The sequence below is a fragment of the Microbacterium sp. HMH0099 genome (assembly GCF_049384025.1).
Taxonomy (GTDB): domain Bacteria; phylum Actinomycetota; class Actinomycetes; order Actinomycetales; family Microbacteriaceae; genus Microbacterium.
The window spans coordinates 356,936-383,269 of the sequence record NZ_JBMRJR010000003.1 but is presented as its reverse complement, the minus strand read 5'-3'; the positions used below and the strand labels follow the sequence as shown (position 1 = coordinate 383,269).

Below are 26,334 nucleotides of genomic sequence, written 5' to 3'. Positions count from 1 at the left end.
GGCTTTCGCGTACATCTGCGACACCTCAGCGCGAGAAGGGTCGGGCGTCGCAGGGGCGGTGACATGGCGCAGATGCACGCGCCGCGCGGGCTCTCGCGTACATCTGTGACACCTCAGCGCGAGAACACGCGGGCCTACGCGGTGGTCTCGGCCTTGCGCCTGCGGTACGCGATGACGTTCATGCGGTTGCCGCAGTTGCCGGCGTCGCAGTAGCGCTTCGAGCCGTTCTTCGAGAAGTCGACGTAGACGCCTTCGCAGTCGTCGGCGTCGCACACCCGCACGCGGGCGTACTCGTCGGCGCGGATCACGTCGACGAACGCCAGCGCGGTCTCGACGAGGATGCGCATCGCCAGCGGCTCGTCGGGATCGCTCGCGTGGATGTGCCAGTCCATCCCGTCGTGCCGCACCAGCTGAGGGAGGGTCCGCCCGTCGGCGAGCATCGCGTTCACGAGCGGGACGGCGCCGTCGCGATCGACCCGCCACAGCTCCAGGAGGCGACTCCGGATGCCGCGGACCCGGGCCAGCTCGTCCTCGTCGCGCGTGCGCGATCCGGTGTATCCGTGCGCCGTGACGAACGCCTCGAGGTCGGCCGGCCGCGTGAGCGTGTCGACGCCGCTCACCTCGGTGTGGGGGAGCGTGTTGACCAGCTCCACGGCGGCACGCAGCACCAGTTCGGTGTCACGGATGAAGACCATCTTGACTCCTGACATGTCGGGCCGTACTGTCACGAGTGTAAACGCTGTTCACTCATGACAGCGTTCGCCGCCCCCGCGATCCGGGAACGCGGCCGCCGCTTCGCCCCTGTCCAGAGGAATCCGCATGACCACGACGCCCGTCACCCTCCCGCGCCCCGTCCGTCAGGGCTCCGGCGCGGTCACCGGGCTCGCGATCGCCGTCGCGTCGGCGCTCGCGTTCTCCTCCAGCGGCCCGTTCGTCAAGCCGCTCCTCGACGGCGGGTGGTCGCTCGGCGCGGTGCTCATCGTCCGCATGGGCCTGGCGGCGCTGCTGCTCTCGCCCGCTCTGGTCCTCGCGATCCGCCGGCAGCGCGGCTTCCTCCGCCGTCACGGCCTTCTCATCGCGGCCTTCGGCCTGACCGCCGTCGCCGGGTGCCAGCTGTTCTACTTCTCCGCGATGCAGCGCATGCCGGTCGCCGTCGCGCTGCTCATCCAGTACATCGCTCCCGTGCTCATCGTCATCGCCGTCTGGGTCCGGACCCGCCGCGCGCCGTCGCGGGCGGTCGTCATCGGGTCGGTGGTCGCGATGACCGGACTCGTCCTCGTCGTCGACATCAGCGGTGCGCGCTTCGACCTGCTCGGCACCGTGTTCGCCCTGTGCGCGGCCGTGTGCGCCGCGGCCTACTTCGTCATCGCGGGCCGCGCCGGCGACGACCTCCCGCCGCTCGCCCTGGCGGCCGGGGGACTGCTCGTCGGAACCGCCCTCATGGGCGCGCTGGTCCTCGTCGGCGTCCTGCCCTTCGCCGCCCCCTCCATCACCGTGGAGCTCGCGGGACTCGAGGTGCCCGGCATCCTCCCGCTGCTGTGGGTCGGCGGCGTCGCCACCACCGTCGGGTATGCGCTCGGCGTCATCGCCGTCCCGCTCATCGGCTCGCGCCTGGCGTCGTTCGTCGGCCTGTCGGAGGTGCTGTTCGCGCTCGGCTTCGCGTGGCTGCTCCTCGGCGAGACCCCCGCGCCGATCCAGTTCGTCGGCGGCGCCCTCATCCTCGCGGGTGTCGTGCTCGTCAAGCTCGACGCGTCCGGTCCGGTCGAGCCGCGCACCGAGACCGCGAGCATCCCGGTGATCCCCAGCCCCTGAGGCCGCGAGCGGGAGGGCGGGATGGATGCCACGCCGGTGGCATCCCTGTTCTTCCGACCCGAGGGGTGGGAGATGGATGCCACGCGGGCGGCATCCACGGTCCGGTCAGGCGGGGGTGGTCCCGGCGCCGCGGCGGGCGAGCTGCATGAGCGGCGCGACCCGGTAGCCGATGACCTCGCCCATGACGAGGGAGGTCTCGGTGCGTTCGACGCCCTCGATCGAGAGGATGCGCGCGTCCGTGTCGAACAGGTGCTGGGTGTCCCGGCACGCGACGCGCACGAGCAGGTCCACCTGGCCGCTGAGACCGTGCGCCTGGACCACCTCGGGGACCAGCGCCAGCGCCTCGCGGATCGCGGGGAGCTCCGCCTGCCGCACGGTCACCTGCAGGAACGCCTCGATGGGGAAGCCGAGCGCATCGGGGGCCAGTGCCCGTTCGTAGGACAGGAAGACGCCACCGCGCTCCAGGCGGGCCATCCGCGCCTGGACGGTGTTGCGCGAGAGGCCGAGGCTCTCGGCCAGGGCGACGACGGTGGCGCGCGGATCCGCGGACAGGGCGCGGAGGAGGTCGAGGTCGACCGCGTCGAGCTTGGTCATGCTGCGAACATTAGCAGCGTTGACGGTCGGCGCAATGGGCAGCCTGCTCACTTCCGAGGCCAGGTCTTGAGCGGCTTGCCTTCCGCGCGTACGGTCGGCCCTGTCGGCGACGCTGCCGGCACCCGGATCGTCCGACGCACCCATAAGGCGCGCGGACAGGACTGGAGGGATGACGATGACGTACACCCGCACCGACGCCGCCGACCTCGCGGAAGACGTGGCCACCGCCCGACTGCTCGAGCCGGACGGGACGCGCGTCGCGGATCCCTCGCTCGATCCCTGGTTGGCCGACCTCGCCCCGGACGCGTTGCGCGCCCTCCATCGCGACATGGTGCTGACCCGCCGCCTCGACGCCGAGGGCGTCGCCCTGCAGCGCCAGGGGCAGCTCGCCCTGTGGGCGCCGTGCCGCGGGCAGGAGGCCGTCCAGATCGGCACCGCGCACGCGCTCGCCGCGGGGGACTTCGTCTTCCCCAGCTACCGCGAGCACGGCGTCCTGCTCGCCCGCGGCGCTCAGCCCGCCGACTACGTCCTCGCCTGGCGGGGCGAGGAGCACTCCGCGTACGACCACGCCGCGATCGGTGTCGCGCCCCTGCAGATCATCATCGGGGCCCAGTCCCTGCACGCCACCGGCTGGGCGATGGGCGCCCAGCGCGACGGCTCCACCGACGTCGCCGTCGCCTACTACGGGGACGGCGCCACCAGCCAGGGCGATGTGAACGAGGCGCTCGTGTTCGCCTCGTCGTTCCGGGCGCCGGTGGTGTTCGTCTGCTCGAACAACCAGTGGGCGATCTCCGAGCCGGTCTCGGTGCAGGCGCGGTTCCCGATCGCGGGCCGCGCGCCCGGCTTCGGCGTGCCCAGCATGCGCGTCGACGGCAACGACGTGCTCGCCTGCGTCGGCGCGATGCGCTGGGCGCTCGACCGCGCCCGCCGGGGCGAGGGTCCCTCGTTCCTCGAAGCGGTCACGTACCGGATGGGTCCGCACACCACGAGCGACGACCCCACCCGCTATCGCGACGCCGCCGAGGTGGAGCGGTGGGCGCGACGGGACCCGATCGCCCGGTTCGAGGCGTTCCTCCGCGCCGAAGGGCTGCTCGACGACGACGCGGCGGCGGAGGTCGACGCCGCCGCCGACGCGCTGGCCGCCGACGTGCGCGCGGCGTGCATCGGGGCGACCACCCGCCCCGCCGACAGCCTCTTCGACCACGTGTACGCGGAGCCGCACGCGCCCCTCGCCGCGCAGAAGGCGGAGTACCGCGCCTACCTCGACGGGTTCGGGGAGGACGAGTGATGGTCGCTCTCACGGTCGCATGCCCCACCGGCGCTCAGGACGAGGTCGCCTGATGGTCGCGCTGACTCTCGGCGCCGCGGTGAACGCGGCCCTGGCCGGCGCCCTCGCGGACGACGACCGGGTCGTGCTGCTCGGCGAGGACATCGGCCGCCTCGGCGGCGTCTTCCGCGTCACCGACGGCCTGCTCGAGCGCTTCGGGGCGGACCGCGTCATCGACACCCCGCTCGCCGAGGCCGGGATCGTCGGCACCGCGGTCGGTCTCGCCATGCGCGGCTACCGTCCGGTCGTCGAGATCCAGTTCGACGGCTTCGTCTACCCCGCGTTCGACCAGATCGTGTGCCAGGTCGCCAAGCTGCACTACCGCACGAACGGGCGGGTCCGGATGCCGCTGGTGATCCGCATCCCGTGGGCGGGCGGCGTCGGCGCGGCCGAGCACCACTCCGAGTCGCCGGAGGCGTACTTCGTGCACACCGCGGGTCTGCGCGTCGTGGCCGCCTCGACCCCGCAGGACGCCCACCTCCTGCTCCGCCAGGCGATCGCCTCCGACGACCCCGTCATCTTCTTCGAGCCGAAGCGGCTGTACCACGCCAAGGGGGAGGTCGACCTCGACCTCGACCTCGCCGACGCCCCGCCGCTGCACCTCGCCCGCGTCGCGCGGGAGGGGACGGATGCCACCATCGTCACGTACGGCGCGCAGGTCCGTGTCGCGCTGGACGCGGCGCTCGCCGCGGAGGACGAGGGCCTGTCGCTGGAGGTGATCGACCTGCGGTCGCTGTCGCCCCTCGACATGTCGACCGTGGCGGCATCCGTCCGCAAGACCGGTCGCGTCGTCGTCACGCACGAGGCGGCCCGCGAGGCGGGGGTCGGTGCGGAGATCGTCGCGAGCATCACCGAGCGGTGCTTCACGTTCCTCGAGGCCGCGCCGCAGCGGGTGACCGGGCACGACATCCCCTATCCGCCGGCGAAGCTCGAACGGCACCACCTGCCGGACCTCGACCGCATCCTGCACGCCGTCGACATCGTGTGCGACCGGGTCCCGGGCGAGGTGGCGCGATGATCGAGCGCTTCTTGCTGCCCGACCTCGGCGAGGGACTGCCCGAGGCGGAGGTCGTCCAGTGGCACGTCGACGAGGGCGACGAGGTCACCCTCAACCAGACCATCGCCGAGGTCGAGACGGCCAAGGCGATCGTCGAGATCCCCTCCCCGTACGCCGGCGTGGTCCGCGGACTGCACGCCGCCGCCGGAGACGTCGTCGAGGTCGGCGCGCCCCTCGTCTCGTTCGAGGTCGGGGGAGGGGATGCCACCGAGCCGGCATCCGATCCCGCCCGCCGTCCTGCGGCATCCGATCCCGCCCGCCGTCCCGCGGAGTCCACGGCCGACACGCCGGTGGGCGCCGCCGCCGGGCGGCGTGTCGTCCCGGATCTCCGCACGACGGACGAGACGGCGGACGGGGAGACCCGGGCCACACCCAACCTCGTCGGGTACGGCGCCGCCCCGACCCGCGGCGACCGGCCCCGGCGCCGCCCCCGGACGGGCGCCGCCACGGTGCTCGACCGGGATGCCGCCGTGCACGCGGCCGCACCGCACGACGTGATGCCCCACGACGCCGAGCCGCTGCCCGGCGGGCAGACGACGGGGGAGCGCCCGCGCTCGACCCCGCCGGTGCGCAAGCTCGCCAAGGACCTCGGCATCGACCTGGCGGAGGTGGCGGCGACGACCGCGCCGGGCATGGTCGTCACCCGGGAGGACGTCGAGGCGTTCGCCGCGCGAGGCAGCGCTCCGTCCCCGCGTGCCGCCGCGGCGGCTGACGACCGCGTCACGCGCACGCCCATCCGCGGAGTGCGCAAGCACACCGCCGCCGCCATGGTCCGCAGCGCGTTCACCGCTCCGCACGCCACGACATTCCTCACGGTCGACGTCACGGCGACCACGGAGCTGCTCGCGTCGCTGACCCGCGATCGCGCCCTCGACGGTCACCGCATCGGCATCCTGGCCGTCGTCGCGAAGGCCGCCTGCCTCGCCCTCGGACGCACCCCGGCGCTCAACGCGCGCTGGGACGAGGAGGCCGGCGAGATCGTGACGCACCACTACGTCCACCTGGGGATCGCGGCGGCCACCGACCGCGGCCTCGTCGTGCCGCACGTGCCGGATGCCGACCGTCTCGCGCTCGTCGACCTCGCCGACGCGATCGCCGAGCTCACCGCGACGGCGCGCGCCGGTCGGACGGCCCCCGCGGCGATGACCGGCGGGACCTTCTCGATCACGAACGTCGGCGTCCTGGGCGTGGACGCCGGCACGCCCATCCTCAACCCGGGGGAGGCGGGGATCCTCGCGGTCGGGGCGGTGCGACGGATGCCGTGGGAGCACGAGGGCGCCATCGCCCTCCGCGACGTCGTGACGCTGAGCCTGTCGTTCGACCACCGCCTGGTCGACGGCGCCGAGGCGGCGCGGTTCCTCACCGACGTCGCCGGCGTCCTGCGGGAGCCCGGCCGGGCCATGCTGCTCCGCTGAGCCGGAAGGGGACCGCACCATGAGCACGACATCCGCGACCCAGGAGAGCCTCGCCGGGGCCCTCCGCGACACCCTCGCCCGCACCGCGCGGGGCGGGTCCGACGAGGCGCGCGCCCGGCACACCGCCCGCGGCAAGCTGCTGGCCCGCGATCGCGTGGACCGGCTGCTCGACGAGGGCAGCCCGTTCCTCGAGGTCGCGCCGCTGGCCGCGCACGGGCTCTACGGCGGCGAGGCGCCGGGGGCGGGCGTGGTCGCCGGGATCGGTCTCGTCCACGGCCGCCACGTCATGGTGGTCGCGAACGACGCCACCGTGAAGGGCGGCGCGTACTTCCCGCTCACGGTCAAGAAGCACCTCCGAGCGCAGGAGATCGCGCTCGAGAACCGCCTTCCGTGCGTGTACCTCGTCGACTCGGGCGGGGCGTTCCTGCCGCTGCAGGACGAGGTGTTCCCCGACCGCGACCACTTCGGCCGGATCTTCCGCAACCAGGCGCAGCTGTCGGCCCGCGGCATCCCGCAGATCGCCGCCGTCCTGGGCTCGTGCACCGCGGGCGGGGCGTACGTCCCGGCGATGAGCGACGAGAGCGTGATCGTGCGGAACCAGGGCACGGTGTTCCTCGGCGGGCCGCCGCTGGTCAAGGCCGCCATCGGCGAGGACGTCACCGCGGAGCAGCTCGGCGGCGGCGACCTGCACGCCCGCCGCTCGGGGGTCGTCGACCACCTCGCCGACGACGACGAGCACGCGCTGGAGATCGTCCGCGACATCGTCGCGACCCTCCCACCGGCTCCCGCACCGGTGTGGGAGGTGCTCCCGCCGACGGACCCGGCGCGCGACCCGCGGGACCTCTACGACATCGTCCCCGCCGACGTCGCCCAGCCGGTCGACATGCGCGCCGTCGTCGACACCCTCGTCGACGGCGGGTCCCTGCACGAGTTCAAGGCCCTCTACGGCGACAGCGTCATCACGGCGTTCGCGCGCCTGCACGGACACCCCGTCGGGATCATCGCGAACGACGGCGTGCTCTTCAGCGAGTCCGCCCTCAAGGCCGCGCACTTCATCGAGCTCGCCGACCAGCGCGGAATCCCCCTGCTGTTCCTCCAGAACATCACGGGGTTCATGGTGGGACGGGATGCCGAGGCCGGCGGCATCGCCAAGGACGGCGCCAAGATGGTCACCGCCGTCGCCACGACCCGCGTCCCCAAGCTCACCGTCCTCGTCGGCGGCTCCTACGGCGCGGGCAATTACGCCATGTGCGGCCGCGCGTACGACCCGCGGTTCCTCTGGACGTGGCCGTCGAGCCGCATCTCCGTCATGGGCGGCGCGCAGGCGGCATCCGTCCTCGCCACCGTCACCCGCGATCAGCGTGTCGCGCGCGGACAAAAGTGGACGGATGCCGACGACGCCGCGTTCCAGGAACCGATCCGCGCCCGCTACGAGGAGCAGGGCGACCCGTACTACGCCACCGCCCGGCTCTGGGACGACGGCGTGATCGACCCCGTGGACACCCGCACGATGCTCGGGCTCGCGCTCGACGTCGTCAGCCGGGTGCGGCTGGCCGACCGGGGCTTCGGCCTCTTCCGGATGTGATCGTGAGCGACCCCCTCTTCTCGACCGTGCTCGTCGCCAACCGCGGGGAGATCGCGCGCCGCGTGTTCCGGACGCTCCGGCGTCTCGGCATCCGTTCCGTCGCCGTCTTCACCGACATGGATGCCGCCGCGCCCCACGTCCGCGAGGCCGACCACGCCGTACGCGTGCCGTCGTACCTCGACGTCGACGCCGTGATCGCGGCGGGGGTGTCGTCGGGGGCGCAGGCCGTGCACCCGGGGTACGGCTTCCTCAGCGAGAACGCCGGCTTCGCCCGCGCGTGCATCGCCGCGGGGATCGTGTTCGTCGGCCCGGGCGTGGAGGCGCTCGAGGTGATGGGGGACAAGATCCGGGCGAAGCAGCACGTCGCGAGGCACGGCGTCCCCACGGTGCCGGGGTTCTCCGCGGCGGGCCTGTCGGACGCGCGGATCGCGGACGAGGCCGATCGCGCCGGATATCCGCTGCTCGTGAAGCCCTCGGCGGGCGGCGGCGGCAAGGGGATGACGGTCGCCACCGGCCGGGACGACCTCGCCGACGCGCTCGCCACCGCCCGCCGCGTGGCCGCCGCCGCGTTCGGCGACGACACCCTGCTGCTGGAGCGGCTGCTCGACCGGCCGCGGCACATCGAGGTGCAGGTGCTCGCGGACGCGGACGGGACGACCGTGTCCCTCGGCGAGCGCGAGTGCACGCTGCAGCGGCGGCACCAGAAGGTGATCGAGGAGGCTCCCTCGCCCGTGGTCGACGCCGCGGCCCGCGCGCGCCTCGGCGACGCCGCCGTGGCCGCAGCCCGCAGCGTCGGCTACCTCGGCGCGGGCACCGTGGAGTTCCTCGTCGCCGGGGACCGGGTCGACGAGCCGTTCTTCATCGAGATGAACACGCGCCTGCAGGTCGAGCACCCCGTGACCGAGCTGGTCACCGGCATCGACCTCGTCGAGCAGCAGCTGCGCGTGGCCGCGGGACTCGCCCTCGACCTGCCCGCGTTCCGCCTCGACGGGCACGCGATTGAAGCGCGCGTGTACGCCGAGAGCCCGGCCCGCGGCTACCTCCCCGCGACGGGGACCGTGAGCCGGTGGCATCCCGGTTCCGCCCGCGTCGACAGTGCCGTCGAGGCCGGCAGCGTCGTCAGCGCCCTGTACGACCCGATGATCGCCAAGGTCGTCGCCCACGGACCCGACCGCGCCACCGCCCTGGCCCGGCTCGACGCCGCGCTCGCCGAGACCGTCGTGCTCGGCGTCGACACGAACATCGCCGACCTCCGGGCGCTGCTCGCCGACCCCGCCGTGCAGGCGGGCGACCTCGACACGGGGCTGCTCGACCGGCGCGGCACGCCCGCGGTCCCGTCCCCGTCGGAGACCGCGCTCGCCGCCGTCGCGGAACGGGCGGAGAGGGATGCCGCGCCCCCTGCCGACGGCTCGGTCTGGGGTCGCGTCGGGGCTTGGCGCGCCGGCGGAGCACAGGCTCCCCGCACGGTGGTCCTGGAGGACGACGCCGGACGGATGCACGACGTCGCCCCGGGCGCCGCCGACGGCGCCGTCGTCACGGGCGGTCCGGTCGGGTACTGGGTGCACGCCGACGGCGCGGCGCACCGTCTGCGGCTGGTGTCGCGGCGGGACGCCGCCGCCCGCCGACGCGCCGCGGCCGGTCGCGCGCCGGGAGCCGTGGCCCCGGAGCTCGTCGCTCCGCTCCCGGGCACCGTCGTGGCCGTGCACGCCGCCGACGGCGCGGTCGTCGACGCGGGAGCCCGGCTGCTCACGATCGAGGCCATGAAGATGGAGCACACGGTCGTGGCCCCGCACGCCGGCATCGTGCGCGTCCGCGTCGCCGTCGACGCCCAGGTCGCGCGCGACGCGGTCGTGGCGACCGTGACCCCCGGGGAGGTCGGGCCTCGCGATCACGTCGACGCCGCGGCATCCATCGACGTCCCTCTCCCGTCCGGGGTCCGCGATCACGTCGCGTCCTCGGCATCCCTTCCCACCCCCTCTCTCAAGGAGACGCACCCGTGAGCATCGACAGCCAGCAGGCCTTCACCGACGACGAACGAGAGCTCGGGACGATGGTGCGGGAGTTCGCCGACGAGGTGGTCGCGCCCCGCTCCTACGAGGCGGACCGCGCGCACGAGCTTCCGCTCGACATCGTCGCCCAGATGGGCGAGTTCGGGCTGTTCGGGCTGCCCTTCCCCGAGGAGGTCGGCGGACAGGGCGGCGACTACGCGGCGCTGTGCGTGGCGATCGAGGGCATCGCGCGCGTCGACCAGTCCCTCGCGATCACCCTCGAGGCCGGTGTCGGGCTCGGAGCCATGCCGATCTACCGCTACGGCTCCCCGGCGCAGAAGGACGAGTACCTGCCCGACCTCGTCGCCGGACGCGCCCTCGCCGGGTTCGGGCTGACCGAGGCCGAGGCGGGCAGCGACGCCGGCGCCTCGCGCACGACCGCCCGTCTCGACGGGGACGAGTGGGTCGTCGACGGGTCGAAGCAGTTCATCACCAACTCCGGCACGGCGATCACCCGTTTCGTCACCGTGACGGCGGTCACCGGCCGGACCGGCGACCGCCCCGAGATCTCGACGATCATCGTGCCCAACGGCACCCCCGGCTTCACCGTGGGGCCCGCGTACGACAAGGTCGGCTGGAACGCGTCCGACACGCACCCCCTCACCTTCGACGGCGTGCGCGTGCCCGCGGCGAACCTGCTGGGCCAGCGCGGGCAGGGGTTCAAGAACTTCCTGCGCACCCTCGACGAGGGGCGCGTCGCCATCGCCGCGCTCGCGACGGGGGCGGCGGAGGGATGCCTGGAGGCGGCCGTCGACTACGCGCGCAGCCGCACCGTCTTCGGCGAGCGGCTGTCGACGCGGCAGAGCATCCAGTTCCTGCTGGCCCGCATGCACGCCCGTGTCCACACCGCGCGACTGGCGTGGGTGCACGCGGCGCGGCTGTGCGACGCCGGGAAGCCCTTCTCGGTGGAGGCCGCGGTGGCGAAGATGACCGCCAGCGACGCCGCCATGGCCAACGCGCGCGACGCGACGCAGGTGTTCGGCGGCAACGGGTTCATCAACGAGTACCCCGTCGCGCGCCACTACCGGGACTCGAAGATCCTCGAGATCGGAGAGGGGACCACCGAGGTCCAGCTCATGGTCATCTCGCGGGCGCTCGGGCTCACCGGTACCGTGGCGGCATGATCGAGCAGCGCGGCCTGTACCTGGAGGAGTTCGTCGTCGGCGAGCGGTACGCGCACCGGCCCGGGCGCACCGTCACCGACGCGGACAACGTCCTCTTCACGACGCTGACGATGAACACGCAGGCGCTGCACCTGGATGCCGCCTACGCGGCGACCCAGCCCTTCGGGCGGCCCCTCGTCAACTCGATGTGGACGCTGTCCACCCTCGTCGGCCTGTCGGTCGCGCAGCTGACGCAGGGCACGCTCGTCGCCCAGCTCGGGTTGACGGACGTGAGCTTCCCCGCCCCGCTGTTCGTCGGGGACACCCTCAGCGCGCAGACCGAGGTGGTGTCGGTCCGGCCCTCCGCCTCGCGGCCCGGGCAGGGCGTCGTCGTGCTCGCCCACACCGGCCGCTCGCAGAACGACGAGATCGTGGCGACCGCGACACGGACGGTCCTCGTCTGGAGCGAGGGGAGAGGGCGGTGAGCCGCGCGGATATGCCGCCGTTCCGGCGACGCGGGGAGGGAGCACGATGACCCGTGCGTTCGATCTCGGGCCGGCCCTGCTGTTCGTCCCCGGGGACCGTCCCGATCGTCTCGCGAAGGCGCTGGACCGGGCGGATGCCGCCATCCTCGACCTCGAGGATGCGGTGGCCCCCGACGCGAAGGCCGCCGCGCGGGCGGCGCTGGTCGACGCCGACCCGGACCCCGACCGCCTCGTCGTGCGCGTGAACGCCCTGGGGAGCGAGGACTTCGCGCGGGACCTCGCCGCGCTGGCCGCGACCCGCGTGCGCCGGGTCATGGTCGCGAAGGCGGAGGACGTGGCATCCCTCTCCGCCCTGTCCGGGTACGAGGTGGTCGTGCTGTGCGAGACCGCGCGCGGGGTGGTCGCCGCCGAGCAGCTCGCCGCCGTTCCGCACGTCGTCGCACTGATGTGGGGCGCGGAGGATCTCGTCGCCAGCCTCGGCGGCACCGCCAGCCGCCGCGACGACGGCACCTACCGCGACGTCGCGCGCCTCGCCCGGGCGCGCGTGCTGCTCGCGGCCGGGGCGGCCGGGAAGGCGGCCATCGACGCGGTGCACGTCGACATCGCCGACGTGGACGGCCTGGCGGAGGAGGCTCGGGATGCCGCGGCGTCCGGGTTCGCCGCCACCGCCTGCATCCACCCGGGTCAGGTCGAGACCATCCGTTCGGCGTACGCGCCGTCCTCCGCGGAGGTCGGATGGGCCCGTGCGGTGCTCGCCGCGGCGGAGGGGGAGGGTGGCGTGTTCCGCTTTCGGGGTCGCATGATCGACGAGCCAATCCTGCGGCACGCGCGTCGGGTGCTGCAGCGCGAGCGCTGACCCGCGCCGGCGCCGTTGCTCCCGCCACTGCCCGCCGGTAGCTCGCGCCTTCGGCCGTGACGTGGCGCGAATGTACGCGGGGCTACCCGCGCCGCGTACGTGTGCGCCACGTCAGCGCAGGGGCAGAAGGGCAGGGGGCGCGGGGAGAACCAGCGAGGGGGACCGGGGGTCAGGTGGCGACGCCGGCGTAGGCCAGCATCTCCCACGCCTCGTCGTCCAGGCGGAACGTCGTGACGGAGCAGTTCGGCAGGCGCTCGCCCTCGCGCGGGAACTCCCCGTCGGTCGCGTGCATGATGACCTCGCGGATCAGCGCGCCGTGCGCGACCGCGATGAGGTCGGTGTCGGCGGGCGCCGCGGCGACGGCCTCGGCCAGCGCGGCCAGGGCGCGCTCGCGCACGACCGGCCACGCCTCGGCGTTCGGCACGTTCGCCGCGTGCCAGGGGCCGTACGTGGCGTAGAAGGTGGCGGCATCCATCCCCTCCGCATCGCCGTAGGAGCGCTCCTGCAGGCCGGGCAGGCGCCGCGCGACGCTCGTGCCGAGGGCCGCCGCGATGACGTCGGCCGTCTCCGCGGCGCGGGACAGGTCGCTGGAGACGACGAAGGCCGCGCGGCCGGCGTACTCCGCAGCGAGGATCTCGCCGACCTCGCGCGCCTGCGCCCGACCGGTCGCGTTCAGCGGGATGTCGGTCGAGCCCTGGATGCGACCGCCGGCGTTCCAGTCGGTCTCGCCGTGGCGGACAAGGGTGAGGATCGTCACCGTCCGAGCCTAACCCGGCGGGCTCCGCCGTCGGCCGGGCGAGGGTGCGACCGGCGCCGCTACTCCGTGACGGCCGAGCGGCTCACCGCCTCGACGACGACACCCGCGAAACCGGCGGGGTCGGACAGATGGGCGAAGTGGTCGGCGCCGGGGATCTCGGTGACCGTCGCCCCGGGGATCACCGCGGCGAGGTCGTGCACCGACTGGAAGAGGAAGGGGGTCGTGGCGGTGCCGGTGATGAGATGGGTCGGCGCGTCGATCTCGGCGTATGCCGACAGGTCGTCCCCGAGCGCGTCGATCTCGACGAGCTCCCGCACCCACGTCGGTGTGAGAGGAGCACTCGCACCCCACAGCGGTGTCTCGCGGATGAACGGGATCGCCTCCGCCGGCACACGTACGAAGTTCACGAGCGCATACTCGAGTGCGGCGTCGAGGCGGCCGGCGTCCACCAGCTCCCGATACCCGTCGAGGCGGTCCCCCGCGACCGCGCCCTGCACGGCGAGCGGCGGTTCGTAGGCGATGAGCGTCCCGCCGCCCAGCCCGTGCCGCCGGGCGTAGGCGAGGGTCGCGAGTGCGCCGAACGAGTGGCCGAGCAGATGGGCGCCGGCGCCGGCGACCTCCCTCATCGCGGCGATGTCGGCGAGCTCGTCGTCGAGGGAATAGCCGTCGGCGTCGCCGGTCCCCCCGCGCCCGCGGCGGTCGTAGACGTACAGCGTCACATGCTCGGCGAGGGCTTCGCTCGCCGGGAGCCACTGTTCCTTCGTGGCGATGCTGCCGTGCGTGACGACGACGGCGGGGCCGGTGCCGCGGCGGAAGTAGGCGATCGGGGTGCCATCGGCGGACGCGGTCAGAGCGTGCTCGATATCGGACATGTCTGCCTCCTTGCAGAACGGTGTCTCCCACCGGATGCCGATGGGCGGGGCGTCGAGCGTCCCGTGGCCCACATCGTGTAACAGATGGACGGCGAGCGCAACAGAAACGTTCCCAATATCCAAACGTGCAACGAAAAACGGTTGCAAGACGGAACCGCGTAACGCATTGTTGTTGCACATCGACGATCGAGGAGGACCGATGAGCCACGCGACCGCGCCGGTCGAGAACGCCATGCAGCCCGAGGACACCCCGGAACTGCGCAAGCTCTACAACGGCTTCGACGACCAGCACCTCATCCCCCTGTGGACGCAGCTCGACGACCTGATGCCGCAGGCGCCGCAGCCCAAGGCGGTCCCGTGGGTGTGGCGCTGGAGCGCCCTGCGCCCGCTCGCCGAGCGTGCCGGAGACCTCGTGCCCGTCGGACGCGGCGGTGAGCGCCGTGCCATCGGCCTCGCCAACCCCGGCATGGGCGGGCGCGCGTACATCTCGCCGACCCTGTGGGCGGCGATCCAGCAGCTGGGCCCTCGGGAGACCGCGCCCGAGCACCGGCACTCGCAGAACGCCTTCCGGTTCGTCACCTCCGGTGAGGGCGTCTGGACCGTCGTCAACGGCGACCCGGTGCGCATGAGCCGCGGCGACTTCCTGCTGACCCCGGGATGGCACTTCCACGGTCACCACAACGAGACCGACGAGTCGATGACCTGGATCGACGGTCTCGACATCCCCTTCGCCTACCAGATGGACTCGGGCTTCTTCGAGTTCGGCGCGGAACGCGTCACCGATGAGGCCACGCCGAACTTCTCGCGTTCGGAGCGCCTGTGGGCCCACCCCGGCCTCCTGCCCCTGGCCGGTCTGCGCCGCACGGTGTCCAGCCCCATCGGGGCGTACCGATGGGAGCACACCGACGCCGCCCTCACGGATCAGCTGCTGCTCGAGGGGGAGGGGATGCCGGCGACCGTCGGCCCCGGCCACGCTGCCGTGCGCTTCGCCAACCCGACGACCGGCGGGGACGTCATGCCGACCATCCGCGCGCAGTTCCATCGCTTGCGCGAGGGCGCGTCGACGCCCGTTCGCCGAGAGGTCGGCTCGAACGTCTACCAGGTGTTCCAGGGCACGGGCCGGATCCTGCTCGGCGAGCAGGAGTACACCGTCGAGCACGGCGACATCTTCGTCGTGCCGAGCTGGTGCCGTTTCCGTGCGCAGGCCGAGACACGTCTCGACCTGTTCCACTTCAGCGACACCCCGATCTTCGAGGGGCTGGGGCTGTACCGCGAGTTCGAAGCGGAGACCGAGCGGTGAAGCTGAGCACGATCCACTGGAAGGGCTCTACCGCAGCGGCCCGGGTCGCGGGGGCGCAGGTGGTCGTGCTCGAGGGTTTCGCCGATATCGGCGACCTCCTGCGCGCCGGTTCGCCGTCAGGCGTCGCGTCGGTGGCGGGGCCGGTAGTCGGAATGGATGCCGTCCGCTTCGCCCCCGTCATCCTCGCTCCGAGCAAGATCGTGTGCGTCGGCCTCAACTACCGCGCGCACATCCGGGAGATGAAGCGCGAGCTGCCCGAGCGCCCCGTGCTGTTCGCGAAGTTCGCGGACACGCTCGCCGCCGCGGGGGAGGACATCGCGCTGCCGCCCGAGAGCGCGGAGGTCGACTGGGAGGGCGAGCTCGCGGTCGTCATCGGATCGACGGTGCGTCGTGCGACGGCGGAGCAGGCGGAGGATGCCATCGCCGGCTACACCATCGCGAACGACGCCTCGATGCGCGACTGGCAGTCCCGGACGCGCGAATGGCTGCAGGGAAAGATCTGGGAGCGATCCACCCCGCTCGGGCCGTTCCTGGTCACACCCGACGAGATCCCGTCGGATGCGCGCATGACGACGTCGGTGGACGGTGTCGTGAAGCAGCGGGGCGACATCCACGACCTCGTGCACGGGCCGGTCGACCTCGTGCGCTACGTCTCGACGATCACGACGCTCCGCCCCGGCGACGTCATCCTCACCGGGACCCCCGGCGGCGTCGGCCACGCGCGCGATCCGCGTGAGTACCTGACGTCCGGCTCCGTCGTCGAGGTCACGGTCGACGGCATCGGCACGCTCACCAACCGTTTCGTGACGGAGCAGCCGTGAGCGCCGGTGCGCCACGCCGGGAGCTGCCCGCGCTGAGCCCGGAGCAGCTCGCACTGCGCGAGCGGCAGGGCGCCGGTGCACGCTACGACGCCGACGCGGCACCGCACGCGCACCTCGACCTCGCGCGCCGGGGCACCGCGTACTTCGCGCGCCGGCTCATGCAGCTCGACGACGCCGACCTCGACGCGCCGAGTCTGCTGCCGGGGTGGTCGCGGCGGCATGTCGTCGCGCACGTCGGCTACCACGCCCGCGCCGTCGCCCGATCGGTCGAGGGGGCGCGGACGGGTGTCGAGAGCCGCATGTACTCCTCGGACACGCAGCGCGACGAGGAGATCGCCCTCGGCGCCACCCTTCCCACGCGCGCCCTGCGGCACCTCGTCGATCACGCCGCGGTGCACCTCGACGTCGAGTGGCGCGACCTCACGGACGCGCACTGGGATGCCGCGGTCGTCACGGCGGAGGGACGCGCGGTGCCGGCGCGTGAGACGGCCTGGATGCGCGCGAAGGAGGTGTGGGTCCATGCGGTCGACCTCGGCAACGGGGGATCGTTCCTCGACTTCCCGCCGGCGGTGATCGACGGGATCGTCTCCGACGTGTTCCGTGCGTGGACTCGGCGCGGGGATCCGGGCGCGGTGGTGCTGCGCGCGACCGATCGTGAGACCGCGCTCGGGGCGTACGGACAGGGCGGACCGCGGGTCGAGGGCGCCGCGGCCGACCTCGCGCGCTGGCTCGCGGGGCGCGGTGCACGGCGGTTGCGCGTCGTGGGTGGCGGGGAGCTGCCGGAGATCGCGCCCTGGTTCTGAGCGGTCTGCCCGAAAAGGGAGGGGGCGCCGCGAGCGGTCGTGCTCGCGGCGTCCCCTCCCGCTGAAGCCTCAGCCGCCCGGCACCGGGGGGAGCTCGACCACGTCGCCGAGCGGAGTGTAACGCGGACCCGCGAGCCGGCCGATCGGGCGGAGCAGTTGCGTGTCGATGCTCGCCGCACCCGTCGCCCCGATGCGCACGACGTCGTCGCGCACCGTCCAGCCCAGGACCGTCCCCACGACGAACTCCCCGCCCGTCGGGCTGAACGCCGTCGTGGAGTGATGCCGGCATTCCATGCGCACCGGTGCGTCGGCGAGGCCCGGGGTGCCGATCACCCGGGACGGCGCGAGTGCGAGGCCCAAGCGGTCGGCTTCGCCGACGTCCGGCGGCATCCATTCCGAACTGGCGTGCAGCGCCTCGAGCATCGTCTCGTCGGCGATGTTCACGACGAACTGGCCGTGCTCCTCGATGTTGCGGATCGTGTCCTTCCGGCCGTTCGCGCGCTTGTTGACGGTGAAGCCGAGCATCGCCGGATGCTGGCTCACCCACGTGAACGAGCTGAAGGGCGCGAGGTTCACGGGCTCGAGGCCGCTCGTGACCCAGGCGATCGGCCGCGGCACGACCGAGCCGACGAGAAGGCGATAGGTCTCAGCGGGTGAGAGGTCAGCGGCGTCGATGAACATCAGACGGTCCTTCCGGATGCGGTGAGCCCGGGGGCTGCGTGCGGTGTCACGAGGCGCTCGCGCAGCGCCTTCTTGTCGATCTTGCCGACCTTGGTCAGCGGCAGCTCGCTCACCGTCACGAGCCGGTCGGGGTGTTTGAAGGCCGCCACCCCCGACCTCTCGAAGTGCGCGCGCACCGCGTCGAGGTCGAGCGCGTGTCCCTCGTGAAGCACCGCGAACAGACACACCGTCTCGCCGAGCGTGACGTGCGGCATCGCGACGGCGGCGGCCAGACGCACCGCGGGCAGGCGGTAGACGAGGTTCTCGACCTCTTCGGCGGAGACGTTCTCGCCCCCGCGGTTGATCATGTCCTTGCTGCGGCCCTCCACGACGAGATTGCCGTCGGACCGCAGGCGCACGATATCGCCGGTGATGTAGAACCCGTCGGGTGTGAACGAACGCGCGTTCGCGTCCGGTGCGGCGTAGTAGCCGCGCGGCGTGTAGGGGCCGCGGGTGAGGAGCACTCCGGGGTCGCCCTCGCGCACGGGCGCGCCGGTCAGCTCGTCGACCACGCGCAGTTCGTCGTGCACCGACACCGGCCGCCCCTGCGTCGACACGATCACCTCGACGGGATCGTCCAGCCGCGTGACGTTGACGAGGCCCTCCGCCATGCCGAACACCTGCTGGACCGTCCCCGGCAGCACGCGCACCGCGCGTTCGGCGAGCTCGTCGGCGAGTCGCGCCCCGCCGACCTGGAGCACGCGGAGGGCTCGGAGAGCCTCGACGCCGACGACGCCTGCGTGATCGAGCCAGGATGCCACGACCGCCGGCACCGCAGCGGTATGCGTCACGCGGTGGCGCTCGATGGCGGCGAACGCCCTCTCCGGACGCGGTGAGCTGAGCGGCACGACGGTGCCGCCCGTGAGAAGGGTTCCGAGGACGCCCGGGCAGGCGAGGGGGAAGTTGTGCCCCATCGGCAACGTCGCGAGGTACACGGTGTCCTCGTCGATCGCCGCCGGTGAGGACGTCAGCACGATGTTGCACAGGTAGTCGTCGTGCGTGCGGGCGATGAGCTTCGGCAGGCCCGTCGTGCCGCCGGACAGCAGGAAGACGGCGGCAGCCGTGGCATCCGGGGCCGGAAGCGAGCGGCCCCGGGTGCTCTCGTCCGATGGGGCGCACAGGGAGGTGAGACTTGTGACGTCGTCGGGAAGACGATGATCGTCGGCCGCCAGCACGATCACGTGCTCCAGGGTCGGACTCGCCGCGCGCAGGTCTCGGGACAGTCGACGGTGGTCGAAGTCGCGAAGCATGTCCGGGCTGACGATGGCGACGGCCTCGGATGCCTCGACGAGGTGCCGCAGCTCGTGCTCGCGATGAGCGGGCAGCGCCATGACCGGGACGATGCCGGCGCGCAGGCACCCCACCGTGAGCACGACGAAGGTCCAGTGGTTCGGCAGCTGCACGACGACGCGGTCGTCGGGTGCGATGCCGAGGCGGAGCAGCCGCGCGGCGCACGCATCGGCGCGGTCGAGCAGGTCGGCGTACGTCAGCGAGACCTCGTCGTCGACCAGGGCGACGCGTCCGGGGTGTCGACGGACCAAGTCGGCGAACACGTCGCCCAACGGCCGGCGCTGCCAGAGCCCTTCGGCGCGATAGAGCTCCTCGAACGCGGCGGGCCAGGGAGTCGTCCCCTCCGCGGTCCTCATCGCAGCACCGCGTCCGCGCGTCCCGAGAGCACGAGGGTCATGGCCCGATCCTCGTCGCACGCGGGCTCGTCGATGATCGACGCCACGCCGTGTCGCAGGCGTGCCGCCTCTGCGGCGAGCTGGCGGTCCAGGGGACTCCCGCCCGTGACGAGCACGACCCGGGCGTCGGGGTTGTCCGCGAGGGCCTCGCGGACGGCGTCGTCGGGGCCGAGGCCGGTGCCGGCCGCGACGATGACGGACGGGGGCAACTCGTCACGCTGGAGGACACGCCGGTCCAGCAGCCCCGAGATGGGCGACTCGAGGGGCGCGGCCCCGTGCCGGCTCTCCCAGCGGTCCAGGGCGCGGCGCACGGCCTCCGGATCGCGGCGGGCGATCTTGGCCGCGGGAAGAGCGCGCGAGAAGAAGTGGAAGCCGAACTGCCACGGCTCGAACGCGTGGAAGTAGGTGCCGAAGTTCTCCCACCACGACAGGCTCGGTCGCGCCGCGCCCTGGATGCGTGCCACCAGCGGCTGGCGGACGGCCTCGTATGCGGTGAAGGCCGCCTCGACGTCGCCGGGGTGCGCCGCCAGGGCGTCCGCGAAAGCGATCGCATCCTCCAGCGCCATCTTGGTCCCGCTCCCCACCGAGAAGTGCGCGGTGTGCACGGCATCGCCGAGCAGCACGATGTTGCCGTGATGCCAGCTCCGGGCTCGGATCGTGCGGAAGTTCCCCCAGCGCGAGTTGTTGCCGATGAGGCGTGCACCGTCGATGAGGGGCGCGAAGATCTGCTCGAGGTGTTCCCTGCTGTGTTCGTCGCTCGGGCCGGGCGGCAGGGCCTGGTCGAAGCCGTCGAGCCCCGTGGCACGCCAGGTCTGCTCGTCGGTCTCGACGATGAACGTCGAGAGCCCGCCGCCGATCGGATAGGCGTGGGCGGCGAACACCCCGGGCACATCGGCAGGGAGGTGTTCGACGTGAGTGTGCAGGAACGTCAGCCCCTCGAAGGCGGCGTCGGTGGCGAACCAGATGAACTTCGCCGCGGCCGTCTCGTACGACACGCCCAGCGTGTCATCGCCGATCGCGGCGCGCGTGAGCGAGTTGGCACCGTCGGCGGCGACCACGACGTCGTAGTCCGTCAGCTCGTCCGCCCGCCGTGCGGTCGAGAAGTGCAGGTGCGCGCCGGCCGCGGCGGCCCGTTGCTGGAGGGCGGCGAGCAGGTCCTTGCGCAGCACCGCGCCCATCCCGTTGCCCAGGAACGACAACGTCTCGCCTTTGACGGTGACGCGAATGGCATCCCACCGCACTCCCGAGGCGTCGAGGGTCTCGCGGAGCGCCGAGTCGGCGGCATCCACCCCGCTCTGCGTGGCGTCGGAGAAGACGACCCCGAAACCGAACGCCTCGTCGGCGCGGTTGCGTTCGAACAGGTCCACGTGGGAGTCGGGGATGGTACGGGCGGCCAGGGCCGCGAACAACAGACCGCTGGGCCCGCCTCCGATGACGGCGATACGCATGTCAGCCTCCTTGCTGAGATCTCGGCGATGACGACCCATCGAGTATGCAACGTGAAGACGGCGTGCGCCAGCTTTTCGTTACACCGGGGTCCGGTAACGTTCTGGCATGCGCCCCCGCTCCCTCGTCTTCACGCTCTTCGGGGACTATTTCCGGTACTGCGGCGACGGCGAGGTCCCCCTGCGGGGCATCGGCGAGGTGCTGCAGCTGTTCGACATCGAGCCGGGGTCCGCGCGGGTCGTGATGTCACGGCTGCGCGCCGAGGGGTGGTTCGAGACGCGCCGCGACGGGCGGCTGACCACCTACGTGCTCTCGGCAAAGGCATGGGAGCTTCTCGACGAGGGGCGAGAACGCATCTTCCGCCACGTCCCGGGCGACTGGAGCGGGGACTGGACCCTCATCGCCACCCGCGCGGGCGACCGATCGACCCGCGACGAGGTGCGCAGACGCCTCACCTGGCTCGGATTCGGTCAGCTGCAGCCGGCGCTCTGGGTGGCCCCGGGAGACCGGATCGCCGCGGCCCGCGAGCTCTTGGATGCCGACGGCGTGAGCTCCGACGTGTTCCTCAGCCGCAGCGGCGACATCGACCGGGACCGGTCGATCGCCTCACGAGGGTGGGACCTGGCCGCGCTCGACGACCTCTACGGCGCTTTCGTCGAGCGGCACGGCGACGCCGCCGACCCGGTGGACGACGAGGACGCGCTCGTGCAGCGGGTGCGACTGACCGACGAGTACCGTCGATTCCCGTTCGTCGACCCCGATCTGCCGGCCGTGCTGCTTCCGGCGGAGTGGAACGCGCCGCGGGCCCACGAGTTGTTCGTCCGACGGCACGACGAACTGCGCGAGCGTGCGACGGCCGCGATCGAGCGTCTCACCGGCATGACGGTCACCGGTGCGCACCGGGCGTTCCTCGACGGCGGGGCGGTCGGGTTCACGCAGGAGTGAGGCCGCCGTCACAGGAGGGCGGGCAGGCGCGCGGCGAGCTCTTCGAGCACGTGAGTCGTGCCGCCGTCGATCTTGACGCTCGCGCGGGCGTCGGCACGGGTCTCGCCGCGGTTGACGATGACGACCGGCAATCGGCGACGGCGTGCCCGCTCGACGAGGCGGATGCCGGAATTCACCACGAGGGAGGAGCCCGCCACCACGAGCGCTCCCGCGGCGTGGACGAGCTGCTCGGCCTCGCGGAACTTCTCCAGCGGGATGTATTCGCCGAAGAAGACCACGTCGGGCTTGAGCGTCCCGCCGCACACCGAGCACGTCGGCACCACGAAGCCCTCGGCCGACGCCGGCGTGACGTCGCCGTCCGGGCCGAGCTCGACGTTCTCGGGCATCGTGATCCAGGGGTTGTCGGCCTCGACCCGCTCGGCCAGGTCGCGCCGGTCGAACACCTGGCCGCAGTGGAGGCAGCCGACCCGGCGCATCGTGCCGTGCAGCTCGACGACGCGGTGACTGCCCGCGCGCACGTGCAGACCGTCGACGTTCTGCGTGACCACGCCGTTGGCGACGCCGGCCCGCTCCAGGGCGGCCAGGGCGCGGTGACCGCCGTTGGGCTGCGCCGCGGCGAACACACGCCACCCCAGGTGGCTGCCCACCCAGTACCGCCGCCGCGCGTCCTCGCTGGCGAGGAACTGCTGCGCCGTCATCGGCGTCCGCGTCGGTGCGCCCTTGCCGCGGTAGTCGGGGATCCCCGAGTCCGTCGAGACGCCCGCGCCGGTCAGGACCGCGACACGACGACCGGCGAGCACCTCGACGGCACGGTCGATGGATGCCTCCGTCCCGGCATCCCGTGTCGTGTCCGTCATGCGCACCTCCGTCCTGTCCGAGTGTAGATCGGGGCGTCGACGTCGAGCCCCGCTCGGGAGGGCGGGGATGTGTGAACGCTCCCGCCCGGTGGAAACGACGCGACACGGCGTTTCCACCATGCGAGAGCGTTCACCGTCGGCGCGAGCCGCGTGCACGCCGGAGGATGGATGCCACGGGCCCGACCCGCGGGGCGGCCGGGTCGTCGCCGGTCGCGCCGCCCATAATGAACCGATGAGCTCCACGCCCCCCATCCCCACGCTCGACGTCACCGCGATACGACGGGTGCGGCCCTGGGGCGGCGAGCCCGTCGACATCGCCCTCGCCGACGGACGCATCACCGCCGTCACCGCCCCCGCGACCCACCCGGTCGGCGCCCGCGAGTTCGACGGGCGCAACCTGCTCGCCCTGCCCGGTCTCGTGAACGCGCACGCCCATCTCGACAAGTCCTGGTGGGGGCTGCCGTGGCAGTCCTCCGGCGGTGAGCGGACGACGGAGGGCCGCATCCGTCACGAGCGGGCCGAGCGCGACGCCCTCGGCATCCCGTCGGCCGCGCGCGCGGCGCGCGTGCTGAAGGAGCTCGTCCGTCACGGCACCACCGCGATCCGCAGTCACGTCGACGTGGACACGGGGGTGGGGCTGCGCGGCATCCATGCCGTCGAGGACGCCGCCGGAGCCTACGGCGAGGCGCTGGACGTGCAGATCGTCGCATTTCCGCAGGACGGGGTGCTGCGCCGGCCCGGGGTGCTCGACCTGCTGCGCGAGGCCGCCGGACGGGACAGCGTGCGGTGGATCGGCGGGCTCGACCCGGCGACCATCGACCGCGACCCGGTCGGGCAGATCGACGCGGTCCTGGGGCTCGCAGCCGAGACGGGCGTCGGCGTCGACATCCACCTGCACGACCCCGCCGAGCTCGGGGCGTTCCAGATCGAGCTGGTGGTCGAACGCGTCGAACGGCTCGGCCTGCAGCGCCGCGTGAACATCGCGCACGGGTTCGCCGTCGCGCAGCTCGAGCCCGCGCGGCGTCGCGACCTGCTGTCCGCGATGGGGGCCGCGGGGGTCACGATGACCACCGTCGCCCCGCTGCGCCTGCCGCAGCTGCCCCTCGGCGAGCTGGAGGCGGCCGGGATCGAATTCGGGTTCGGCACCGACGGCATCCGGGACCTCTGGAGCCCCTACGGCACCGGTGACACGCTCGGCATCGCGTGGCAGTACGCGCGGGCCGGGGGACTCGTCCGCGACGACGACCTGCTGCGCGTCGTGCAGCGGGCGACGAGCGCGGCGGGCTGGGCCGTCGGACGCGAGGTGCACGACCTCGTCGCCGGTGCCCGCGCCGACATCGTCCTGCTCGATGCGGAGAACGCGATGGACGCGCTCGTCCGCCAGCCGGAGCGCGCCCTCGTGGTCGGCGGCGGGCGGGTGCTGCACGTCGCCTGAATCCGGGGGAGGGATGCCGCGGGCGTCCTGTTCTGCGTGAAGGGTGCGTCGGGCGCGGGGGCCGGCGTCTCGCGGACCCGTCGGCTGGCAGAGTGGAGGGATGCCCCTCATCCCCGTGGACTCCGCCGCCGACCCGCGCCTGGCCGACTACCGCGACCTGACGGACGTGTCGCTGCGCCGCGTGGCCGAACCGGCCGGCGGCCTCTACATCGCCGAGTCGTCGAAGGTGCTGGACCGGGCGCTGCGCGCGGGACATCGTCCCCGCTCGGTGCTGGTGCAGGAGAAGTTCGTCGACGACGCGGTGGCGCTCGTCGGGGAGGATGTCGACGTCTTCGTCGTGGCGTCCGAGGTGGCCGAGGGGGTCACCGGGTACACGGTGCACCGGGGGCTGTTGGCATCCATGCACCGTCCGGCGCTCGCGCCCGTCGAGGACGTCGTCGCCGGGGCGCGGCTCGTCGTGGTGCTCGAAGACATCGTCGACCACACCAACGTCGGCGCCGCGTTCCGGTCGGCCGCCGCGCTCGGCGCCGACGCCGTGCTCGTCACCCCGCGCTGCGCCGACCCGCTCTACCGGCGCAGCGTACGCGTGTCGATGGGCACCGTCTTCCAGGTGCCGTGGACGCGTCTGCCCGAATGGTCGTCGGCCGCTCCGCTGCTCCGTGACGCTGGACTGCACCTGGCCGCGCTCGCCCTCTCGGACGACGCCGTGCCGCTCGACGCCTTCTCGGCGGCCGGGCACGAGCGCGTCGCCCTGCTGCTCGGGGCCGAGGGCGACGGGCTGAGCCGCGGGGCGCTCGCCGCGGCCGACACGGTCGTCACGATCCCGATGGCCGGGGGAGTGGACTCGCTCAACGTCGCCGCCGCCAGCGCGGTCGCGCTGTGGGAGCTGGGGCGCGCGCAGCGCTGAGCGCGCGGGGTACGGCGGGCGATCGCCGAGCCGGCGCGGGGATCGGGCCGTGCCGTCAGTCGCGCAACGGCGACCCGGCCACGTCGAAGCGGAACCCGCCGAACTCGCCGTTCAGCAGCGGCCGGGCCTCGGCGATGGCGGCGCGGACGTCCGGGTGCTCGAGCGACGTGCGGTGCGCCTCGGCATCCCGCCACACCTCGACGACGAACACCGTGTCGGGCGTGTCGTTCGTGCCCACCTCGTACAGCTGACAGCCCAGCTCGCGCAGGGCGTCGTTCCGGCGGACCAGGATGCCGACGAGCTCCTCCCGTCGGCCCGGTTCGGTGCCGAGCGTGCCGGCGTTCACGAAGGGCACGTCACACCTCCGTGCCGCGCGGGCGGCGGGCGTCGGGGCCGGCGGCATCCGGTCCGGGCGCCAGGGTGACGACCGGCAGCGGCTCCGGGCGCTTCGCGACGACGTGGTCGCCCGAGGACTGGTGGCGCAGCCGGCGCAGCACCCACGGCACGAGGTACGACCGGGCCCAGACGAGGTCCTTCTCGCGCGCGGCGCGCCAGTTCATGAGCGGGAGCGCCTGCGGCTGCATCGGCTGCAGGTCGTTCGGCACGTTGAGGGCGCGGAGGACCATGCGGGCGACCTCGTGATGACCGAGCGCGTTGTAGTGCAGGCGGTCGTCGTCGAAGAAGCGCATGTCCTGCACCTCTTTGAGGCCCCACTGGTCCGCGACGACGCAGTCGTACCGGTCCGCGATGGCGCGAATGTTCTCGTTGTAGATCGCGACCTTGCCCCGGATGCCGCGGAACACCGGCGTGAACTCGGTGTCGATCGCCGTGAAGACGACGACGGTGGCGCCCTGGCCGCGCAGCCGTACGACCGCGTCCTCGAACTGCTGCGCCACCGCGTCGGGGTCGGTGCCGGGGCGGATGACGTCGTTGCCGCCGGCGGAGAACGTGATCAGGTCGGGGTGGAGGGCGAGGGCCGGCTCGATCTGGTCCGCCACGATCTGACCGATGAGCTTGCCGCGGACGGCGAGGTTCGCGTAGGCGAAGTCCTCGACCTGGGCCGCGAGGACCTCCGCGACGCGGTCGGCCCAGCCGCGGTGCCCGCCCTCGGGCAGCGGGTCGCCGATCCCCTCGGTGAAGGAGTCGCCGAGCGCGACGTATCGCCGCCAGGGGTGCGGGCCGGGGTTGTCCGACGCGGCCGCGGCCGTGTCGTCGGGCCGGGCGGGCGCGGTGCTGTTCTGCGGAGTGCCGGGCGAGTGCGGATCGAGTGTCATCGAAACCTCCGTCCCCAGGCTAACCCCGCCCCCCGACACGGCAAGGGCGGCGGGGGTGGGAGCCGTGGCATCCGTCCGCCCCCATCCCTCTGCCGATGAACGCTCGCTGCACCGAGAAACGGTCGCACCCGGCGTTCCTCGGTGCAGACGGCGTTTCTCGCGGGCGGCGCCGGTCGGACGGGGCGGTGGCCGCACACCCCCGGGGCGCGGGCGTCGCCGCCGTGACCTAT

25 protein-coding genes are annotated in these 26,334 nt (G+C 73.1%); 15 read left to right on the top strand and 10 right to left on the bottom strand.

The features are described from left to right. Positions 1 to 134: 134 nt before the first annotated feature. On the bottom strand, positions 135 to 695 hold the full coding sequence (locus ACO03V_RS08990; RefSeq protein WP_423137355.1) for a CGNR zinc finger domain-containing protein: 561 nt from the start codon (positions 693 to 695) through the stop codon (positions 135 to 137). A 124-nt stretch (positions 696 to 819) separates the two neighbouring features. On the opposite strand from ACO03V_RS08990, the gene ACO03V_RS08985 reads away from it, so the two are divergent. After that, the gene (locus ACO03V_RS08985) at positions 820 to 1,812 is read left to right on the top strand and encodes a DMT family transporter (RefSeq protein WP_367727004.1); all 993 of its coding nucleotides are present in this window, start codon (positions 820 to 822) and stop codon (positions 1,810 to 1,812) included. 105 nt (positions 1,813 to 1,917) lie between these two features. Here ACO03V_RS08985 and ACO03V_RS08980 read toward each other — a convergent pair whose 3' ends face one another. Then, positions 1,918 to 2,406 carry an Lrp/AsnC family transcriptional regulator gene (locus tag ACO03V_RS08980; protein WP_387054615.1) on the bottom strand — a complete coding sequence of 163 codons (489 nt, stop codon included), beginning with the start codon at positions 2,404 to 2,406 and terminating at the stop codon, positions 1,918 to 1,920. 175 nt (positions 2,407 to 2,581) lie between these two features. Between ACO03V_RS08980 and pdhA the strand changes: the two genes are divergently transcribed. The 8 genes from pdhA to ACO03V_RS08940 are packed head-to-tail and all read left to right on the top strand — an operon-like array spanning position 2,582 to position 12,282. Continuing rightward, positions 2,582 to 3,694: a pyruvate dehydrogenase (acetyl-transferring) E1 component subunit alpha gene (gene pdhA / locus ACO03V_RS08975; RefSeq protein ID WP_423137501.1), complete on the top strand. Its 1,113-nt coding sequence runs from the start codon at positions 2,582 to 2,584 to the stop codon at positions 3,692 to 3,694. A 52-nt stretch (positions 3,695 to 3,746) separates the two neighbouring features. Beyond that, entirely contained in the window at positions 3,747 to 4,751 is a 1,005-nt protein-coding gene (locus ACO03V_RS08970) for an alpha-ketoacid dehydrogenase subunit beta (protein ID WP_423137354.1), read from the top strand. Further along, entirely contained in the window at positions 4,748 to 6,205 is a 1,458-nt protein-coding gene (locus ACO03V_RS08965; RefSeq protein WP_423137353.1) for a dihydrolipoamide acetyltransferase family protein, read from the top strand. Before ACO03V_RS08970 ends, ACO03V_RS08965 begins: the two co-directional genes overlap by 4 nt. A gap of 19 nt (positions 6,206 to 6,224) precedes the next feature. Then, positions 6,225 to 7,790 (top strand): carboxyl transferase domain-containing protein, encoded by a 1,566-nt coding sequence (locus ACO03V_RS08960; RefSeq protein ID WP_423137352.1) that lies wholly within the window; start codon positions 6,225 to 6,227, stop codon positions 7,788 to 7,790. A gap of 2 nt (positions 7,791 to 7,792) precedes the next feature. Further along, positions 7,793 to 9,790: an acetyl/propionyl/methylcrotonyl-CoA carboxylase subunit alpha gene (locus tag ACO03V_RS08955; RefSeq protein WP_423137351.1), complete on the top strand. Its 1,998-nt coding sequence runs from the start codon at positions 7,793 to 7,795 to the stop codon at positions 9,788 to 9,790. Next, the gene (locus ACO03V_RS08950) at positions 9,787 to 10,962 is read left to right on the top strand and encodes an acyl-CoA dehydrogenase family protein (RefSeq protein WP_423137350.1); all 1,176 of its coding nucleotides are present in this window, start codon (positions 9,787 to 9,789) and stop codon (positions 10,960 to 10,962) included. The genes ACO03V_RS08955 and ACO03V_RS08950 overlap by 4 nt, the downstream gene beginning before the upstream one ends. Beyond that, positions 10,959 to 11,426, top strand: a complete 468-nt coding sequence (locus ACO03V_RS08945) for a MaoC family dehydratase (protein ID WP_367726997.1) — start codon at positions 10,959 to 10,961, stop codon at positions 11,424 to 11,426. Before ACO03V_RS08950 ends, ACO03V_RS08945 begins: the two co-directional genes overlap by 4 nt. Positions 11,427 to 11,472: 46 nt before the next feature. Continuing rightward, the gene (locus ACO03V_RS08940; protein ID WP_423137349.1) at positions 11,473 to 12,282 is read left to right on the top strand and encodes an HpcH/HpaI aldolase/citrate lyase family protein; all 810 of its coding nucleotides are present in this window, start codon (positions 11,473 to 11,475) and stop codon (positions 12,280 to 12,282) included. A 169-nt stretch (positions 12,283 to 12,451) separates the two neighbouring features. Here the strand turns inward: ACO03V_RS08940 and ACO03V_RS08935 are convergent, their stop codons facing one another. Next, positions 12,452 to 13,039, bottom strand: coding sequence for a histidine phosphatase family protein (locus ACO03V_RS08935; protein WP_423137348.1), 588 nt, complete (start codon positions 13,037 to 13,039; stop codon positions 12,452 to 12,454). A 59-nt stretch (positions 13,040 to 13,098) separates the two neighbouring features. Further along, a complete protein-coding gene (locus ACO03V_RS08930) occupies positions 13,099 to 13,911 on the bottom strand; it encodes an alpha/beta fold hydrolase (protein WP_423137347.1) in 813 nt (270 codons plus the stop codon). A 199-nt stretch (positions 13,912 to 14,110) separates the two neighbouring features. On the opposite strand from ACO03V_RS08930, the gene ACO03V_RS08925 reads away from it, so the two are divergent. Genes ACO03V_RS08925 through ACO03V_RS08915 form a run of 3 tightly spaced genes read left to right on the top strand, consistent with a single transcriptional unit; the run spans position 14,111 to position 16,835 of the window. Beyond that, positions 14,111 to 15,211 carry a cupin domain-containing protein gene (locus tag ACO03V_RS08925; protein WP_423137346.1) on the top strand — a complete coding sequence of 367 codons (1,101 nt, stop codon included), beginning with the start codon at positions 14,111 to 14,113 and terminating at the stop codon, positions 15,209 to 15,211. Beyond that, positions 15,208 to 16,032, top strand: a complete 825-nt coding sequence (locus tag ACO03V_RS08920; RefSeq protein WP_423137345.1) for a fumarylacetoacetate hydrolase family protein — start codon at positions 15,208 to 15,210, stop codon at positions 16,030 to 16,032. The genes ACO03V_RS08925 and ACO03V_RS08920 overlap by 4 nt, the downstream gene beginning before the upstream one ends. Further along, positions 16,029 to 16,835 carry a maleylpyruvate isomerase family mycothiol-dependent enzyme gene (locus ACO03V_RS08915; protein WP_423137344.1) on the top strand — a complete coding sequence of 269 codons (807 nt, stop codon included), beginning with the start codon at positions 16,029 to 16,031 and terminating at the stop codon, positions 16,833 to 16,835. Before ACO03V_RS08920 ends, ACO03V_RS08915 begins: the two co-directional genes overlap by 4 nt. Positions 16,836 to 16,904: 69 nt before the next feature. Here ACO03V_RS08915 and ACO03V_RS08910 read toward each other — a convergent pair whose 3' ends face one another. Genes ACO03V_RS08910 through ACO03V_RS08900 form a run of 3 tightly spaced genes read right to left on the bottom strand, consistent with a single transcriptional unit; the run spans position 16,905 to position 20,688 of the window. Continuing rightward, positions 16,905 to 17,516, bottom strand: coding sequence for a flavin reductase family protein (locus tag ACO03V_RS08910; protein ID WP_423137343.1), 612 nt, complete (start codon positions 17,514 to 17,516; stop codon positions 16,905 to 16,907). Continuing rightward, positions 17,516 to 19,201: a (2,3-dihydroxybenzoyl)adenylate synthase gene (locus ACO03V_RS08905; RefSeq protein WP_423137342.1), complete on the bottom strand. Its 1,686-nt coding sequence runs from the start codon at positions 19,199 to 19,201 to the stop codon at positions 17,516 to 17,518. Before ACO03V_RS08905 ends, ACO03V_RS08910 begins: the two co-directional genes overlap by 1 nt. Then, on the bottom strand, positions 19,198 to 20,688 hold the full coding sequence (locus ACO03V_RS08900; RefSeq protein WP_423137341.1) for an FAD-dependent monooxygenase: 1,491 nt from the start codon (positions 20,686 to 20,688) through the stop codon (positions 19,198 to 19,200). The genes ACO03V_RS08905 and ACO03V_RS08900 overlap by 4 nt, the downstream gene beginning before the upstream one ends. Before the next feature lie 106 nt (positions 20,689 to 20,794). Here ACO03V_RS08900 and ACO03V_RS08895 point away from each other — a divergent pair, with 106 nt between their 5' ends. Next, on the top strand, positions 20,795 to 21,631 hold the full coding sequence (locus ACO03V_RS08895; protein ID WP_423137340.1) for a PaaX family transcriptional regulator C-terminal domain-containing protein: 837 nt from the start codon (positions 20,795 to 20,797) through the stop codon (positions 21,629 to 21,631). An 8-nt stretch (positions 21,632 to 21,639) separates the two neighbouring features. Here ACO03V_RS08895 and ACO03V_RS08890 read toward each other — a convergent pair whose 3' ends face one another. Next, on the bottom strand, positions 21,640 to 22,488 hold the full coding sequence (locus tag ACO03V_RS08890) for a Sir2 family NAD-dependent protein deacetylase (RefSeq protein WP_423137339.1): 849 nt from the start codon (positions 22,486 to 22,488) through the stop codon (positions 21,640 to 21,642). A 232-nt stretch (positions 22,489 to 22,720) separates the two neighbouring features. Between ACO03V_RS08890 and ACO03V_RS08885 the strand changes: the two genes are divergently transcribed. Together ACO03V_RS08885 and ACO03V_RS08880 are read left to right on the top strand one after the other, a co-directional pair. Continuing rightward, positions 22,721 to 23,923: an amidohydrolase family protein gene (locus ACO03V_RS08885; RefSeq protein WP_423137338.1), complete on the top strand. Its 1,203-nt coding sequence runs from the start codon at positions 22,721 to 22,723 to the stop codon at positions 23,921 to 23,923. A 100-nt stretch (positions 23,924 to 24,023) separates the two neighbouring features. After that, the gene (locus ACO03V_RS08880) at positions 24,024 to 24,830 is read left to right on the top strand and encodes a TrmH family RNA methyltransferase (protein ID WP_423137337.1); all 807 of its coding nucleotides are present in this window, start codon (positions 24,024 to 24,026) and stop codon (positions 24,828 to 24,830) included. Positions 24,831 to 24,885: 55 nt separating this feature from the next. Here the strand turns inward: ACO03V_RS08880 and ACO03V_RS08875 are convergent, their stop codons facing one another. Together ACO03V_RS08875 and ACO03V_RS08870 are read right to left on the bottom strand one after the other, a co-directional pair. Then, complete coding sequence (locus tag ACO03V_RS08875) at positions 24,886 to 25,185, bottom strand: putative quinol monooxygenase (RefSeq protein ID WP_423137336.1); 300 nt, start codon at positions 25,183 to 25,185, stop codon at positions 24,886 to 24,888. Between the two features lies 1 nt (position 25,186). Beyond that, positions 25,187 to 26,104, bottom strand: coding sequence for an SGNH/GDSL hydrolase family protein (locus ACO03V_RS08870; RefSeq protein WP_423137335.1), 918 nt, complete (start codon positions 26,102 to 26,104; stop codon positions 25,187 to 25,189). Positions 26,105 to 26,334 lie beyond the last annotated feature (230 nt).

What these genes read in the sequence shown, in the direction of transcription:
- ACO03V_RS08880 (WP_423137337.1), top strand. Translation starts at nt 24,024, where the DNA reads ATGCCCCTCATCCCCGTGGACTCCGCCGCCGACCCGCGCCTGGCCGAC.
- ACO03V_RS08990 (WP_423137355.1), bottom strand. Translation starts at nt 695, where the DNA reads ATGGTCTTCATCCGTGACACCGAACTGGTGCTGCGTGCCGCCGTGGAG.
- ACO03V_RS08970 (WP_423137354.1), top strand. Translation starts at nt 3,747, where the DNA reads ATGGTCGCGCTGACTCTCGGCGCCGCGGTGAACGCGGCCCTGGCCGGC.
- ACO03V_RS08895 (WP_423137340.1), top strand. Translation starts at nt 20,795, where the DNA reads ATGCGCCCCCGCTCCCTCGTCTTCACGCTCTTCGGGGACTATTTCCGG.
- ACO03V_RS08885 (WP_423137338.1), top strand. Translation starts at nt 22,721, where the DNA reads ATGAGCTCCACGCCCCCCATCCCCACGCTCGACGTCACCGCGATACGA.
- ACO03V_RS08900 (WP_423137341.1), bottom strand. Translation starts at nt 20,688, where the DNA reads ATGCGTATCGCCGTCATCGGAGGCGGGCCCAGCGGTCTGTTGTTCGCG.
- ACO03V_RS08930 (WP_423137347.1), bottom strand. Translation starts at nt 13,911, where the DNA reads ATGTCCGATATCGAGCACGCTCTGACCGCGTCCGCCGATGGCACCCCG.
- ACO03V_RS08890 (WP_423137339.1), bottom strand. Translation starts at nt 22,488, where the DNA reads ATGACGGACACGACACGGGATGCCGGGACGGAGGCATCCATCGACCGT.
- ACO03V_RS08940 (WP_423137349.1), top strand. Translation starts at nt 11,473, where the DNA reads ATGACCCGTGCGTTCGATCTCGGGCCGGCCCTGCTGTTCGTCCCCGGG.
- ACO03V_RS08905 (WP_423137342.1), bottom strand. Translation starts at nt 19,201, where the DNA reads ATGAGGACCGCGGAGGGGACGACTCCCTGGCCCGCCGCGTTCGAGGAG.
- ACO03V_RS08965 (WP_423137353.1), top strand. Translation starts at nt 4,748, where the DNA reads ATGATCGAGCGCTTCTTGCTGCCCGACCTCGGCGAGGGACTGCCCGAG.
- ACO03V_RS08980 (WP_387054615.1), bottom strand. Translation starts at nt 2,406, where the DNA reads ATGACCAAGCTCGACGCGGTCGACCTCGACCTCCTCCGCGCCCTGTCC.
- ACO03V_RS08985 (WP_367727004.1), top strand. Translation starts at nt 820, where the DNA reads ATGACCACGACGCCCGTCACCCTCCCGCGCCCCGTCCGTCAGGGCTCC.
- ACO03V_RS08960 (WP_423137352.1), top strand. Translation starts at nt 6,225, where the DNA reads ATGAGCACGACATCCGCGACCCAGGAGAGCCTCGCCGGGGCCCTCCGC.
- pdhA (WP_423137501.1), top strand. Translation starts at nt 2,582, where the DNA reads ATGACGTACACCCGCACCGACGCCGCCGACCTCGCGGAAGACGTGGCC.
- ACO03V_RS08870 (WP_423137335.1), bottom strand. Translation starts at nt 26,104, where the DNA reads ATGACACTCGATCCGCACTCGCCCGGCACTCCGCAGAACAGCACCGCG.
- ACO03V_RS08925 (WP_423137346.1), top strand. Translation starts at nt 14,111, where the DNA reads ATGAGCCACGCGACCGCGCCGGTCGAGAACGCCATGCAGCCCGAGGAC.
- ACO03V_RS08945 (WP_367726997.1), top strand. Translation starts at nt 10,959, where the DNA reads ATGATCGAGCAGCGCGGCCTGTACCTGGAGGAGTTCGTCGTCGGCGAG.
- ACO03V_RS08910 (WP_423137343.1), bottom strand. Translation starts at nt 17,516, where the DNA reads ATGTTCATCGACGCCGCTGACCTCTCACCCGCTGAGACCTATCGCCTT.